12 protein-coding genes are annotated in these 13,353 nt (G+C 66.3%); 7 read left to right on the plus strand and 5 right to left on the minus strand.

What is annotated here, in order from left to right; translation table 11 throughout:
• Window positions 1-5 precede the first annotated feature (5 nt).
• Both LQK81_RS18955 and ybaK read right to left on the minus strand, forming a co-directional pair.
• The gene (locus LQK81_RS18955) at window positions 6-1,262 is read right to left on the minus strand and encodes an aminopeptidase (RefSeq protein WP_230807930.1); all 1,257 of its coding nucleotides are present in this window, start codon (window positions 1,260-1,262) and stop codon (window positions 6-8) included.
• Window positions 1,263-1,355: 93 nt separating this feature from the next.
• Complete coding sequence (ybaK, locus tag LQK81_RS18960) at window positions 1,356-1,829, minus strand: Cys-tRNA(Pro) deacylase (RefSeq protein WP_230807931.1); 474 nt, start codon at window positions 1,827-1,829, stop codon at window positions 1,356-1,358.
• 263 nt (window positions 1,830-2,092) lie between these two features.
• Between ybaK and LQK81_RS18965 the strand changes: the two genes are divergently transcribed.
• Window positions 2,093-3,436: a glycosyltransferase family 2 protein gene (locus tag LQK81_RS18965; RefSeq protein WP_230807932.1), complete on the plus strand. Its 1,344-nt coding sequence runs from the start codon at window positions 2,093-2,095 to the stop codon at window positions 3,434-3,436.
• A gap of 29 nt (window positions 3,437-3,465) precedes the next feature.
• Here the strand turns inward: LQK81_RS18965 and LQK81_RS18970 are convergent, their stop codons facing one another.
• Window positions 3,466-4,143 carry a helix-turn-helix transcriptional regulator gene (locus tag LQK81_RS18970; RefSeq protein WP_230807933.1) on the minus strand — a complete coding sequence of 226 codons (678 nt, stop codon included), beginning with the start codon at window positions 4,141-4,143 and terminating at the stop codon, window positions 3,466-3,468.
• A gap of 584 nt (window positions 4,144-4,727) precedes the next feature.
• Between LQK81_RS18970 and LQK81_RS18975 the strand changes: the two genes are divergently transcribed.
• Genes LQK81_RS18975 through LQK81_RS19000 form a run of 6 tightly spaced genes read left to right on the plus strand, consistent with a single transcriptional unit; the run spans window position 4,728 to window position 11,037 of the window.
• Window positions 4,728-6,038 carry a polysaccharide biosynthesis/export family protein gene (locus LQK81_RS18975; protein ID WP_230807934.1) on the plus strand — a complete coding sequence of 437 codons (1,311 nt, stop codon included), beginning with the start codon at window positions 4,728-4,730 and terminating at the stop codon, window positions 6,036-6,038.
• 52 nt (window positions 6,039-6,090) lie between these two features.
• Window positions 6,091-6,969 carry a glucose-1-phosphate thymidylyltransferase RfbA gene (gene rfbA / locus LQK81_RS18980; RefSeq protein WP_230807935.1) on the plus strand — a complete coding sequence of 293 codons (879 nt, stop codon included), beginning with the start codon at window positions 6,091-6,093 and terminating at the stop codon, window positions 6,967-6,969.
• Window positions 6,966-7,544: a dTDP-4-dehydrorhamnose 3,5-epimerase gene (gene rfbC / locus LQK81_RS18985; RefSeq protein ID WP_230807936.1), complete on the plus strand. Its 579-nt coding sequence runs from the start codon at window positions 6,966-6,968 to the stop codon at window positions 7,542-7,544. Before rfbA ends, rfbC begins: the two co-directional genes overlap by 4 nt.
• Window positions 7,541-8,608, plus strand: coding sequence for a dTDP-glucose 4,6-dehydratase (rfbB, locus tag LQK81_RS18990; RefSeq protein ID WP_230807937.1), 1,068 nt, complete (start codon window positions 7,541-7,543; stop codon window positions 8,606-8,608). Before rfbC ends, rfbB begins: the two co-directional genes overlap by 4 nt.
• Window positions 8,605-9,480, plus strand: coding sequence for a dTDP-4-dehydrorhamnose reductase (gene rfbD / locus LQK81_RS18995; protein WP_230807938.1), 876 nt, complete (start codon window positions 8,605-8,607; stop codon window positions 9,478-9,480). The genes rfbB and rfbD overlap by 4 nt, the downstream gene beginning before the upstream one ends.
• A gap of 51 nt (window positions 9,481-9,531) precedes the next feature.
• Entirely contained in the window at window positions 9,532-11,037 is a 1,506-nt protein-coding gene (locus LQK81_RS19000) for an O-antigen translocase (RefSeq protein WP_230807939.1), read from the plus strand.
• 148 nt (window positions 11,038-11,185) lie between these two features.
• On the opposite strand, the gene LQK81_RS19005 is transcribed toward LQK81_RS19000, so the two are convergent.
• Entirely contained in the window at window positions 11,186-12,373 is a 1,188-nt protein-coding gene (locus tag LQK81_RS19005) for a DegT/DnrJ/EryC1/StrS family aminotransferase (protein ID WP_230807940.1), read from the minus strand.
• Window positions 12,373-13,347 carry an NAD-dependent epimerase/dehydratase family protein gene (locus LQK81_RS19010; RefSeq protein ID WP_230807941.1) on the minus strand — a complete coding sequence of 325 codons (975 nt, stop codon included), beginning with the start codon at window positions 13,345-13,347 and terminating at the stop codon, window positions 12,373-12,375. The genes LQK81_RS19005 and LQK81_RS19010 overlap by 1 nt, the downstream gene beginning before the upstream one ends.
• Window positions 13,348-13,353 lie beyond the last annotated feature (6 nt).

The following is a 13,353-nucleotide window of genomic DNA, read 5'->3' on the forward strand; positions in this document are numbered from 1 at the left end:
TCGCCTCAGGCCCATTCGCCCGCGCGCATCACCGGGATGCGGCTGCCGTCGGCACGGATACCATCGATGTCGATCTCGCCCGAACCGATCATCCAATCGATGTGGATCAGGCTCGAATTACCGCCCTGTGCGGCGATCTGCTCCGGCGAAAGACTGGCGCCATCGAGGAAGCACTTCGAATAGCACTGGCCAAGCGCGATGTGGCAGGCGGCGTTCTCGTCGAAGAGGGTGTTGTAGAAGAGCAGACCGCTCGCCGAGATCGGCGAAGAATGGGGCACGAGCGCAACCTCGCCCAGCCGGCGTGCGCCCTCGTCGGTATCGAGGACCTTGTTCAGCACGGCCTCGCCCTTCGACGCATGAGCCTCGACGATGCGCCCCGCCTCGAAGCGGACGCGGATGTCGTCGATCAGCGTCCCCTGGTGAGACAGCGGCTTGGTGCTCGACGCATGCCCCTCGACGCGAAGGGCATGCGGCGTCGTGAAGACCTCCTCGGTCGGGATGTTCGGATTGCAGGTGATGCCGTTCTTCGCCGTCGAGGCGCCGCCGTGCCATTCGTGGCCGTCGGCGAGGCCGACCGTCAGGTCGGTGCCTGGCCCCCTGAAGTGGAGCGCTGCGAAACGCTCGCCGTTCAGCCAGGCGGAACGGCTGTGCAGGTTGGCATTGTGCGCCTTCCAGGCGCCCACCGGATCGTCGCGGTCGACGCGCGAGGCGGCAAAAATCGCGTTCGCCAGCTTCTCCACCGCCACGTCCTCGGCATCGTCCGGAAAGACCTGCCGCGCCCAGGAGGGGTTCGGATAGGAGACGATGTTCCAGTTGATGTCGAAATTGGCGATCTTCTCCAGCGCCGGCTTGTAGGCGATCGAGTTCGCCTTGTTGGCGCGCGCCACCTTGGCCGGATCCTCGCCGGACAGAAGCATCGGGTTGTCGCCGGCGATCGCGAGCCTGGCGGCGCCATCGGCATAGGCTTTCGCCATGCCCTGATAGAGCCAGTCCGTCGCCCGGTCGAAGCTCTCGTCAGGAGCATGGCGATAGCGGGCCAGCGTCGCCTCTTCGTCGGCATAGAAGGTGCTGACGAGACCGGCGCCGGCGATGTAGGCGTGCTTGGTGATCAGGCGGACCAGCGGAAGTGCCGCAACCGGCGCCGTCATCACCAGATCCTGGCCCCTCTGCAACTGGAGGCCGACCTTGACGGCGACCTCCGCGAGCCTCTCGAGCTTGACGGGATCGACGGGCGTGGATGCTGTACGAAGCGGTGCGTTCATCGCTCTTACCTGCTGTCTTCGATTGCGTTGCCTTCTACTTAGGACGGAATGGCGAAAAACAGAAGATCGGCGACGACCGCCGGAGCAGATAAGTCAGGCGACGACCGGGGCAGCCACCGCATCGAGGGCCCTGCGCGCGTCCTCCGGTGCAAGACGGATCTGCAGCCCCCGCTGCCCGCCATTGATGTAGACGCGCTCATGGGCGAACGCCGCCGTCTCGATCGCCGTCGGCACAGCCTTGCGCTGCCCGAACGGGCTGATGCCGCCCACATGGTATCCCGTCAGCCGTTCGGCATCGGCCGGCTTCATCATGCTCGCCGACTTGCCGCCGAAGGCTGCGGCCAGCTTCTTCATGCTGACCTCGCAGTTGGAGGGCACGACGACACAGACGGGCCTGCCGTCGACCTCCGCCATCAGCGTCTTCAGCACCCTGTCCGGCACCTCCCCGATCGCTTCGGCGGCCTGCAGGCCGACCTTCTCGGCGGAGGGGTCGTATTCATAGGTGTGAACCGTAAAGGCGACGCCTGCCCTTTGCAGGGCCTGGGTGGCGCGAGTGGTCTTGGACATGGCGTGACCGTCGAAGATGCAGCAACTGATGACGGAGATCGGTGCCGCATGCTCGCGATCCTTGTCAACAGCGATGCAGCAGAAGCCGAGCTGCGAAAATGCGAAATGTCAGGGAGAAGCGCTTTCCTGCGGGATCGAAGCGGAGCGGGAGCGCCGGCGACCTTGCCATGCCACAAAGTATTGGTTACTGCCAGATTCCTTCGATCGGCCGAAACCTGCACTGGTTGTTCCCTTCCGGGTCATTTTCGGCAAGCGGGTGGATCGTGCTGCAGTTCCGTCGACTTCAATTTCACTATCTCCTATCGACCAACCGGTTTGCGGAGGCGCTCGCGCTTGCGGAGGCGGACCCCGAGGCGACCCGCGCAGGCCGCGCCTGGGCACTCTACCGACTCGGCTGCTACAGGTCGGCGAGCGCCCTCCTGCGCCAGCCGCGCTCCGGGCGGGAGGCATTGGCGCTCGGCATTTCGCTCGCCGCGTCGGGCGAGAGCGAGGCGGGCATCGCGCTGCTTCGCAAGGCGCACGAGGGCGGACAGTTCAATGGACGGCAACTGGCGGCCGCGGCGGAAGCGGTCGCTCCCTACAGCCTGGACACGGCGACCCATTTCTGTCGCGCCGGCGCTCCGGTCCGCGCCGGCCTGCGGATCGCACTGCTTCTAGCCGAAGGTCGGCAGGAAGAAGCGCTGGCGGAGGCAAGGGCGGCGATCGGACGCGGCGAGGGTGAGCGCGAACCGGACCTGCACCTGCTGCTCGCCAATGCCGCGGGCGACGAGAGCGCGGCCCTGCCGCTCGCCAACGACTTCCTCGCAGCGCACGGCCTGTCGCCGGTTGCCCTGATCGATCCGCAGCGACCGATCTCCGCCTCGAACCTGGCGAGCCGCGTCGCCGCCGGCAGCGTCCGCGGGCCGCTGGTGACGATCACGATGCCGGCCTACAACACCGCCGAACGGATCGGCCGCTCGATCGAGTCGCTGCTGGCGCAAACCTACCGGGACATCGAGGTGCTCGTCGCCGACGATGCGAGCACCGACGACACCGTCGCTGTCGTCATGGCCCTTGCCGCGCGCGACAACCGCGTCCGGCTGATCCGGCGCGACCAGAACGGTGGTCCCTATGCCGCACGCAACCTGGCGCTTGCCAATGCCAGGGGCGACTTCGTGACGTGCCAGGATTCCGACGACTGGGCGCACCCGGAGAAGATCGCGCGGCAGGTGCGGCCGCTTTTGAAGGACAAGGGGTTGTTCTTCACCTTGTCCAACTGGGTCCGCGTCGACGATCACGGCCAGTTCTACGCCCGGCAGATCTATCCGCTGACGCGCCTCAATCCGGCTTCCCCGCTGTTTCGTCGCGAGGAGACCCTTGCCCGCGCCGGCACCTACGAGGACGTCCGCACGGGTGCGGACAGCGAGTATATCGCGCGGCTGAAGCTCGTCTTCGGATGGCGGGGATGGCGCCGGTTGCGCCAGCCGCTTTCTTTCGGCGCGCACCGGCCGGGATCGCTGATGACGGATGCCGGCACCGGCATCGCACGCGGCAAGGTCAACCTCGAGCGCCTCGACTACTGGGAAGAGTGGACCGCCCGGCACATCGGACGGTTTGCGCGGAAGTAGCGCCGATCCGATCGCAAGCGCGGGCGGGCTCAGTCGAACAGGGCATTGCCGTTTCTGGCATTGCGGAAACGGGCGGCCGCTTCCGTCCTGTTGTGGACGCCGAGCTTGCGGATGATGTTGTGCAGATGGATCTTGACCGTGTGCTCGGATAGTCCGAGCCCGGCGGCGATCAGCTTGTTCTGGAGCCCGCGGGAAACCATCTCCAGGATCTGCAGTTCCCTGGCCGTCAGTTCCGCGACGCCGCTCTCCGCCTTGCGCGGAGCGGACGGCATGCCGTTGTGGGCCGGAAGCGACGGCCCGGGATCGCCGGGCCGCACGCCGACCACCGATCCCGGGGGCAGGTATTCGCCGCCGCACAGCATGAGCCTGATGATCGAGAGCCAGATATCGAGTCGCATGTCCATCGGCAGGACGCTGCGGAACAGGGCGGAATCGGTGACGGCGGAGAAGGAGGTCGCCTGCATCTTGTCATAGGGTTCGATGACGGCGGCAAGGGCATGCGGATGGACGCGCCCAAGCATCGCGGCGGCGGCCTCGGCCTCATGCACCAGGGCGACATCGACGAGGATCAGGGCCACCGGATGGGCAAACGCCCTGCAGCCGGCGGAGACACTCTCCACCTGCTCGACGAGAACCCATGGGAACTCGCGCTCGACCGCATCGATCAGCCGCTTCGATACGCTCCCCGTGTTCGTGACTATCAGCATCACGCGCTGTGGTTCAGGCCCACCCCTGATCCCTGCCGCGCCCGGTTGCGCTTCCGCGTAGTCGTTCCCGTCCAAAAGCACCATATCCCTTCACCCGCCCTGCCCGATCCGGCTTTCGTCGCCGGCAATCGTCACTGCCGACGAACGCGCGAAATCGTGCACCATCGACAGGACCTTAACGCACGTCACGAACGACCGCGACGGCGCAAATGGGCTGAGAAAAGGATAGAAAGGCAATGCACGTGGGGGCACCGGGCGAGGCACGTTCATCCAAACGAACTAACCTTAGGTGAAGCCTACCCACCAACTTGGGCATCCGACGCAAATCTCCTCCTACCTCGCCCGCCCGGACACCGCCCATAGATCGCACCTGCCCCGGCCGGAGCTACGGAACGGCGATGGGGGTAGGCCCTGCACATGCCCTTTCACCAATATTGATGAAGTCGGAGCAAGGTCCTGCCCCTTCTCAATATTTCAGGAATTTGCACACTGGGACACGCTGTCCGGAAGGCAGCGCCGAGCATTGGTCGAGCGTGCATTTGTATCTTGCATCTGCATCTCCCTGTGACGGGTCGGAGAAAGACATGCCAGTCGCCATTCTGCAAAGCTGCAGGTCCCTCAAGGCCGGGATCATCCTCTCCGCGCTGGTCGTGGCCGGCGCGCTGGCGCCCGCGCCGGCCGTTGCCTCGAAGCTTGCGCCCCAGACGCGCATCCGGCTGTCGGTGGTCCAGTGGATGCCGACGCGGGGGACCTACGAGCGCTGGGATGCGCTCGGCGGCGAGTTCGTCGTTTCCGACGAGGGCACCCTTTCGCTTCCCGTTCTCGGCAACGTTCCCGTCGGTGATCTCGACGAGGCCCAGCTGGCGGCCAGGATCGCCGATCAGTTGAAGACGCGGATCGGGCTGGTCGAGAAGCCCGACGCCTCGATCGCCGTCATCGACTATCCGCCCGTCTACGTGGTCGGCGACGTCGCCTCGCCCGGAGAATACCGCTTTCGCCCGGGCCTGACCGTGCTGCAGACGCTCGCCATGGCCGGCGGCGAATTCAGGCTGGAGGGTCTCACCGGCACGCGCGGGGTGGAATATGCGGGCGAACTGCGGGAACTGAACGATTCCATCCTGCGCGGCAGCATCCGCGTGGCCCGGCTCGAGGCCGAGATGGCGGGCGCCAAGGGCTTCGATTTCGACCTGAAGCCCTATCGCGACAATCCGCTGGCCGCGACCATCTTCCAGCAGGAGCAGCAGATCTTTGCCGCACGCGCCGCCGTGGTCGAGCGCCAGTCGCGCTCCTTCACGGAACTTCGCGAACTGATGGGCCAGGAGATCGACACGCTGGAGAAGAAGATCGACAGCAACGACGAAGACATCGAATCCGTCCGCAAGGAACTCGAGACGGTCAAGCCGATGGTGGAGCGCGGCGTGATCCTGCCGACGCGGCAGACCGACCTGGAACGCTCGCTGCGCGGATACCAAGCGACGCGGCTCGACATGGTCACGGCGATCATGCGCGCCCGCCAGAACATTTCCGAGGCGACACGCAATCTCGAGGGGCTGACCGACAACCGCCAGGTGGACGTGACGGCGCAGCTGCAGGCGGAAAAGGGCGCGCTGAAGCAACTGCAACTGCGGCGCGACACCCGAAACAACGTGCTGAACGGCGCCCTCGTTGGCGATGCGGGCGGCGACGGCGCGGCCAGCACCTCGCTCACCAGCTACAGCATCTCGCGGCGCGCCGACGGCAAGGTCGACATGCTCGAGGCGAACGAGACGACGACGGTGCAGCCGGGCGATGTCGTGCGCGTCGTGCGGACGCGGCTGCCGACCGCCGGCACCCTGCCGGACGAGGCCGCGGACGTGCCGGCTGCGGACGATCCAACGGAGCAGGCGAGCCAATGACGAAATGGGGCAATGGACCGGCCGGTCCGGAGTGCAACAAGGGGCGGACACGATGAAGGGCATAATCCTGGCGGGCGGCAGCGGCACGAGGCTCTATCCGCTGACGATCGCGGTGTCGAAGCAGATCCTGCCGATCTACGACAAGCCGATGATCTACTATCCGCTGAGCGTGCTGATGCTCGCCGGCATCCGCGAGACCCTGATCATCTCCACCCCGCGCGACCTGCCCTGCTTCCGGGCTCTGTTCGGGAACGGATCGGATCTCGGCCTGGACATCTCCTATGCCGAACAGCCGCAACCGAACGGGCTTGCGGAGGCCTTCATCATCGGCCGCAACTTCATCGGCTGGGACAACGTCGCCATGATCCTCGGCGACAACATCTTCTTCGGTCACGGCCTGCCGGGCATCTGCCGCGAGGCGACGGCCCGAAAGAAGGGCGCCTCGGTGTTCGCCTATCACGTCGACGATCCCGAGCGCTACGGCGTCGTGAGCTTCGACCGCAAGACCGGCAAGGCGCTGACGATCGAGGAAAAGCCGACCGAGCCGAAATCGAACTGGGCGGTGACGGGCCTCTACTTCTACGACAACGACGTCGTCGACATCGCCCAGACGATCAAGCCGTCTGCCCGCGGCGAGCTGGAGATCACCACCGTCAACAACATCTACCTGGAGCGCGGCGACCTGCATGTCTGCCAGCTCGGCCGCGGCTATGCCTGGCTCGATACCGGCACCTATGACAGCCTCCAGGACGCCTCCTCCTTCGTGCGCACGGTGGAACGGCGCCAGGGCGTGCAGATCGCCTGCCCGGAGGAGATCGCGCTGGAAATGGGCTGGCTCGGACCGGAGGAGGTGAGCCGGCGCGCCAGCCTGCTCGGCAAGACGGCCTATGCCGCCTATCTGAACCGCCTCGTCGAGGAACGCGCCGGATGACGCTGGAAATCAGGCGGCTGGAGATCGAGGACGTGCTGGAGATACGGCCGCGCAAGTTCGGCGACGAGCGCGGTTTCTTTTCCGAGACCTGGAACGCGCAAGCCTTCGCAGAGGCCGGCATCGCGCTCGATTTCGTCCAGGACAACCATTCCTATTCCGCAGCGCGCGGCGTCCTTCGCGGGCTCCACTACCAGTTGCCGCCGTTTGCGCAGGACAAGCTCGTGCGAGTGACGCGCGGGGCGATCTTCGACGTCGCCGTCGATATCCGCGAGGGATCGCCGACCTTTGCCCGGTGGTGCGCGGTGCGGCTTACGGCCGCCGACTGGAACCAGCTGCTCGTGCCCAAGGGGTTTGCGCACGGCTTCGTGACGCTCGAGCCGGACACCGAGGTGATCTACAAGGTCACGAGCCCCTATTCGCCGGCCCACGACCGGTCGATCCGTTACGACGACCCGCAGATCGGCATCACCTGGCCGATCGCCGCCTCGCAATTCCAGCTTTCGGACAAGGATCGCAATGCGCCACGCCTGGCACAGGCGGACGTCTTCGGGCCAACGGGGGGAACCTGGCCATGAACATTCTCGTCACCGGCGGCGCCGGCTTCATCGGCTCGGCACTCTGCCGCCATCTCGCCGCCGATCTGGAAAACCGCGTCGTCAACGTCGACAAGCTCAGCTATGCCGGCAACCTCGCCTCATTGTCCTCGATCTCGGGCCTGCCCAACTACCGTTTCGTGCGGGCCGACATCGGCGACGAGGCGGCGATCGGCGAGGTGTTGCGAAACGAGGCGATCGACCGCGTCATCCACCTTGCCGCCGAGACGCATGTCGACCGTTCGATCGACGGACCGGGATCCTTCATCGAGACGAACATCGTCGGCACCTACCGGCTGCTGCAAGCGGTGCTGAAATATTGGCGCAGCCTGCCGGCGCCGGCTGCCGAGCGGTTTCGCTTCCACCATGTCTCGACCGACGAGGTCTTCGGCGACCTTCCCTTCGACGACAGCACCTTCAACGAGGCCACGCCCTACGCGCCGTCCTCGCCCTATTCGGCCTCGAAGGCGGCCTCGGACCATCTGGTTCGCGCCTGGCACCATACGTTCGGCGTGCCGGTCGTCGTCACCAACTGCTCCAACAACTACGGGCCCTTCCATTTCCCGGAAAAGCTCATCCCGCTGGTGATCCTGAACGCGCTGGACGAAAAGCCGCTGCCGATCTACGGCGCCGGGGCGAACGTCCGCGACTGGCTCCATGTCGAGGACCATGCCCGGGCGCTGGCGCTGGTGGCCGAACGCGGCAGGATCGGCGAGAGCTACAACATCGGCGGCGGCGCCGAGTTGACCAACCTCGCGGTCGTGGAGGCCATCTGCGACGCGCTCGACAGGCGGCGGCCGCGCCGGAACGGCGAGAGCCATCGCGCGCTGATCGCCTTCGTCGCCGATCGTCCGGGCCACGACCGACGCTATGCGATGGATACGTCCAAGATCGAGCGCGAACTCGGCTGGGAACCGCGGGAGACCTTTGCGACCGGGCTGGAGCGGACCGTCGACTGGTATCTCGACAACGACTGGTGGTGGCGGCCGATCCGCGAAGGCACCTATGCCGGCGACCGCCTCGGCAGACTGGCCGCAGGGCAATGAAGATCCTGGTGACGGGCACGCATGGACAGCTGGCGACGAGCCTCGCCGAGGCCGCCACTGCCATGCCCGGCCTCGAGCTGGTAACGGCCGGGCGACCGGCGCTCGAACTTTCGGATCCGGCCTCCATCCGGCGGGAGATCCTTTCAGCCCGGCCCGACATCGTGGTCTCGGCGGCGGCCTACACTGCGGTCGACCGGGCGGAGGACGAGCAGGACCTCGCCTATGCGGTGAACGTCATCGGCGCGGCCGCGGTCGCGGACGCGGCTGCGACGCTGCGGATCCCGGTGATCCACATCTCGACCGACTACGTCTTCTCCGGGGACGCCGGGCGGCCTTATTCGGAAGACGACGAGACGGAACCGAAGACGGTCTATGGCTATACGAAGCTGCGTGGCGAGCACGCGGTGGCGAGCGCCAATCCGCGCCATGTCATCCTGCGGACGAGCTGGGTCTACAGCCCCTTCGGCACGAATTTCGTCAAGACCATGTTGCGGATTGCCGGCGAACGCCCGGCGATATCCGTCGTCGCCGACCAGTGGGGCAATCCGACCAGCGCGCCGGACCTCGCCGATGCGATCCTGCTGGTCGCGACACACCCGGCAAGGGAGCGCCCCGGCATCTATCACGTGGCCGGCACCGGCGATACCAACTGGGCCGGCCTTGCACGGTCGGTGTTCGAGGCGAGCAAGGCGCGCGGCGGACCCTTCGCGGAGGTCCATGACATCGCGTCGGCGGACTACCCGACCAGGGCGCGGCGACCGCTGAACTCGCGCCTGTGCTGCGCCAAATTCGAACGGACATTCGGCTGGCGCGCGCCGCCATGGCAGGAGAGCACCGTCGCGGTCGTCCGCCGCGTGTTGCAACCGGATTGACGAAAACCAAGGGGACGGGTGCCGATGTGGCGCTCGCACGGATCGATGGCAATGACGGCGCCGCAAACCGACAGGCAACAGTCCTATTTCCACATCCTGAAATCGATGGCGATGATCGGGGGATCCTCGGTCATCAACGTGCTGTTCTCGATCGTGAAGAACAAGGCGCTGGCCATCCTGCTCGGTCCAGCCGGCGTCGGGCAGATGAGCCTCTATCTCTCGATCGTCGATCTGGCCCAGGCTCTGGCGGGCTTCGGGGTCCAGTCCAGCGGTGTGCGCCAGATCGCCGAATCCGCGGGAACCGGCGATACCGACCGCATCGCGCGCACCGCGACAGCCCTGCGCAGGACCTCGGTCGTGCTCGGCCTGATCGGCGCCGTCCTGCTCGCAGCCCTCGCCAGCCCGATCGCCAACCTCACATTCGGCGACGACCAGCATACGCTGGGGGTTGCCCTGCTGGCTCTGGCGATCCTCCTGCAACTGGTGGCCGGCGGGCAGATCGCGCTGACGCAGGGCATGCGCGACATCGCCAGCCTCGCCCGCATCCAGATCCTGTCGGGTCTTGCGACGACCTGCATCACCGTCTCGCTCGTATTCCTCTTCGGTCCCGCCGCCCTGGCGCCGGCGATCGTCATGAGCGCGGCGGCGCTGCTGCTGATCTGCTGGTGGTCCGGCCGGAAGCTTCGCATCAGCCGGCAGACCATGTCGACCGGCGAACTGGTCGAGGAAGTCGCGCCGCTCCTGAAACTCGGTTTCGCCTTCATGCTGAGCGGGATCCTCGGCTTCGGCGCCGCCTATGTCATCCGCATGCTCGTGACGTGGGAGGGGGGAATTGCCGCTGCCGGGCAGTACCAGGCGGCCTGGGCGCTCGGCGGCCTCTATGCCGGCTTCATCCTGCAGGCGATGGGGGCCGATTTCTATCCGCGGCTGACGGCGGCTGCGAGCGATCACACGGCCGCCAACCGGCTGGTGAACGAGCAGACGCAGATCAGCCTGCTTCTGGGAGGACCGGGCGTGCTGGCCACGCTGACCTTTGCGCCAGTGGCGATGTGGCTGTTCTACTCTCCGGAATTCTATCCGGCTGCCGAGATCCTGCGCTGGATCTGCCTGGGCGTGCTGCTCAGGATCGTGTCCTGGCCGCTCGGATATGTGATCATCGCCAAGGGCCGGCAGATGATCTTCTTCTTTTCCGAGGTCGTCTCGCACAGCCTGCATGTGGTCCTGGCCGTGCTGCTTGTGCCGCGGCTCGGGCCGACGGGTGCTGCGATCGCCTTTCTCGGGCTCTATGTCTGGCAGGGGTTCATGGTCTACGCCATCGCCCGCCACCTGACGCAGTTCCGCTGGTCGGGCGCCAATGTCAGGACGGGAGCACTCTTCATTGTCGCCTCGGGCCTCGTCTTCTGCGCGACGCAGTACCTGGCGCCCTGGCAGGCCATGGCGGCAGGTACGCTCGTGACCCTCGTCCTCGGCCTCCATGCGCTTCGCAGCCTGCTCAGCCTGCTGCCGCCCGAATCCCTGCCGATGCCGGTGCGGGCCCTGCTTTCGAAATCCGTGTGAGATCGGCCGTCCGGCTCGGGGTGCTTCCCCGAGACAGATCGAAAACCCCGGGGCGCGGATCGCTCCCCGGGGTTTTCGATCTGTAGCGGATTTCACACTTGCCCGGCCGGTGGAGAAACTGCGGCTTCGCGCCTAGTTAAAAGGCGACCTACTCGGCGGCCGCGATCGGGCGCTCGCGGGACGGCAGGCGGCAGGCCTGACGGAGTTCGTCCAGCACCGTCGCCACGTCGGTTTCCGTCATCTGCGCAAACAGCGGAAGGACGACGCACCGCTCCTGCGCTGCGACGCTGTTTTCCAGGCTTCCGACGACCCTGTGCGTCGACGGGTCGGCATAGGCCGGCTCGCGATGGCTGTTCATGATGCCGCGACGGGTGGAGACACCCCGATCGAGCAGCGTCTGCATGACCTTAAGCTGGTCCAGCCCTTCTGCAAGGCGTACGCAGTAGCTTTGCCAGTTGGTGCGCGCCCAGGCGGGTTCGCCCGGCGCCTCGACGCCGGGGATGTCCTCCAGGCCCTGGCGGTAGAACTCCGCCATCCGGCGGCGACCCTCAATGAGGTCCGGGAGCCGGGCGAGTTGGATCCGACCGATCGCCGCCTGCATGTCGGTCATGCGGTAGTTGTAGCCGAGCTCGGGATAGCTCTCGAAGATCACCTGCCTGGAGCCATGGCGCACCGCATCGGTGACGCTCATGCCGTGCTGCCGCCAGAGGCGGAACTTCGCGTCATAGTCGGCATTGGCCGTCGTCAGCATACCGCCGTCGCCGGTGGTGAGCAGCTTGCGCGGATGGAAGGAGAAGCAGGCGACATCGCCATGCGGCTTTCCGACCTTCTCCCACCGGCCCTGCCAGAGGATCTCGCTTCCCGAAGCGCAGGCCGCGTCCTCGACCACCGGGATGGAATGGCGCCTGCCGATTGCGACGATACGCTCGAGGTCACAGGGCATGCCGAGCTGGTGGACGCAGAGGATCGCCTTGGTCTTCGGCGTAATGGCGGCCTCGATCCCGGCCGGATCGATGTTGAAGCCGTTCTCCTCGATGTCGACGAAGACGGGAACGGCACCGCAATAGCGCACCGCATTGGCGGTGGCGATGAAGGAATGGCTGACGGTGACGACCTCGTCGCCCGGCCCGACGCCGACAACCTTCAGCGCCAGGTGCAGCGCCGTGGTGCAGTTGGACACCGCGCAGGCGTGGTCCGCGCCGACAAAGGCGGCGAACTCGTTTTCGAACGCCGCGACCTCGGGGCCTTGCGTGACCCAGCCGGACAGGACAACCCGCCTGACGGCCTCGACCTCGCGCTCGTCCAGCATCGGTTTTGCAACGGGGATCATCGCCATCACGCCGCCTCGCCCTTGGCCCGGTCCACTTCGCTGCGCCACCAGGCGACCAGTTCGCGCAGTCCGTCCTCGAGCGAGATCTCGGTGCGGAAGCCGAGAAGCCGCTCCGCCTTGCTGGTGTCGGCCAGCCGGCGGGTGACCGCGTTGACCTTGCGTGCCGGCTGGAACTGCGGCTCGACGGAGGAATCCATGATCCGGACCAGCATCTGGGCAAGCTCGAGCAGGCTCGTCTCGGTGCCGCTGGCGACGTTGAAGATCTCGTCGGTCACGTCCGATTTCGCCGCCAGCATGTTGGCGCGGGCGATGTCGCGCGCATTGACGAAATCCATCGTCTGCAGGCCGTCACCGAAGATGATCGGCGGCAGGCCGGCCGCAATCCGCTCCATCCAGCGGATCATCACCTCGGTATAGACGCCGTAGGCATCCATGCGCGGGCCATAGACGTTGAAGTAGCGGAGCGCGACGTAGTTCAGGCCGTACATGTCGGTGAAGCTGCGCAGCAGCGCCTCGTTGAACACCTTCGCCGCGCCATAGATCGTGCGGTTGTTGTAGGGATGGTGATCCTCGGTGGTCGGGAAGCTCTCGGCGAGCCCGAGCACGGATGCGGACGACGCCGCCACGACCTTCGAGACGCCGGCATTCACCGCAGCCTCGAGCACGTCGAACGTTCCGCCGGCCAGCACCTCGAAGGCCAGCCTCGGTTCCTCGGCACACTGGGTGATGCGGATCGCCGCCTGGTGGAAGACGATGTCCACCCCTTCGAACATTTCGGCAAGCAGCTTGCGGTCACGGATGTCGCCCTCAACGATCGTCACCGGGGCAGCGGCGATCGCCGCCTCCAGGTTCTCGCGCCGGCCGCGGACGAAATTGTCGAGGACGAGGATTTCGCGCGGCTCTTCGAGGGCGACCAGGTCGGCAATGTGCGAGCCGATCAGGCCCGCCCCGCCGGTGATCAGTATCCGTTTGTTCTTCATGACCTA

The sequence above is a fragment of the Rhizobium sp. GN54 genome (genome assembly GCF_021026345.1).
Classification (GTDB): domain Bacteria; phylum Pseudomonadota; class Alphaproteobacteria; order Rhizobiales; family Rhizobiaceae; genus Mycoplana.